Origin of the sequence: Streptomyces sp. IBSBF 3136 (assembly GCF_036815105.1) — a bacterium.
In the GTDB taxonomy this organism is placed as follows: domain Bacteria; phylum Actinomycetota; class Actinomycetes; order Streptomycetales; family Streptomycetaceae; genus Streptomyces.
The window spans coordinates 9,583-10,603 of sequence record NZ_JAJSZC010000252.1; the positions used below are offsets into that span (position 1 = coordinate 9,583).

Here is a 1,021-nt window from a genome sequence, read left to right on the forward strand (position 1 = left end):
CCCCACCCCCGGCGTGGGCGACCAGCGCCCCGCAGGGGTTTGGGTCCACCACCCGGTCGCCGCGTGGGGCGGCGACCCCGGCAACGTCACCCTCGCGGGACAGTCGGCCGGCGCGATCAGTGCGGGCGCCCTCATCGCCGCACCCCAGGCCCAGGGCCTCGTCCGGCGCGCGGTCCTGCAGAGCGGACCACCCGAGGTCATGGAACGCGACAAGGTCCGGCGCATGGTGCGCCGCATGGCCAACCGGCTCAGGACACCCGCCACCGCCGAAGCCTTCGGCGCCGTCGACCGCGACCTGCTGCTGCGCACCCAGGCCGAGATCAGCCGACTGAGCAGCCCGGTCCTCGGCGGCCCCTCCTTCGGCATCGTCGAGGACGGCGACCTCGTACCCCGCGACCCGCTGCGGGCCCTCATCGACGGCGAGGCCGCCCACGACGTCGATCTGCTCATGGGCTGGACCCGCGACGAGTACCGGCTCTGGCTGGTGCCCGGCGGGCTGCTGGAACGCGTCGACCGGCTGGGCGCGGTAGCCATGGCCGGCGCCATGGCCCGCTGCCACGCCGGCCATGAGGTGCCCCGCCGCTACCGCGCCCTGCACCCCGACGCCGGTACCGCCGAGATCGTCGGCCAGATGGTCACCGACCACCTGCTGCGCATCCCCCTGCACCGGCTGGCGGACGCCCGCCCCGGCAGCTCGTACGTCTACGAGTTCGCCTGGCCGTCCCTCCGGTCCGGCCTCGGCGCCTGCCACGCCCTGGAACTCGGGTTCGTCTTCGACACCGGCGACGTCCCGGAGTCGGCCCGGCTGGCCGGCGAGGGCGCCCCGCAGGAACTGGCCGACGCGATGCACGCCGCCTGGGTGCGGTTCGCCGCGACCGGCGATCCCGGCTGGCAGCCCTGGGACGAGTCGCATCCGGTACGGATCTTCGGCGACGGTCCACCGCATATCGCATACGGTCGACGGGATCCGGAAGTCGCCCTGTGGTCGGCCGTCCCCACCGTCCCGGAACCCGCCCCCGCC

General features: G+C 75.0%; 1 protein-coding gene. It reads left to right on the plus strand.

The genetic code is table 11. The features are described 5' to 3' along the window. The coding region (locus tag V7E45_RS34755) for a carboxylesterase family protein (RefSeq protein WP_333778239.1) at positions 1–1,021 on the plus strand (1,021 nt) is incomplete at both ends.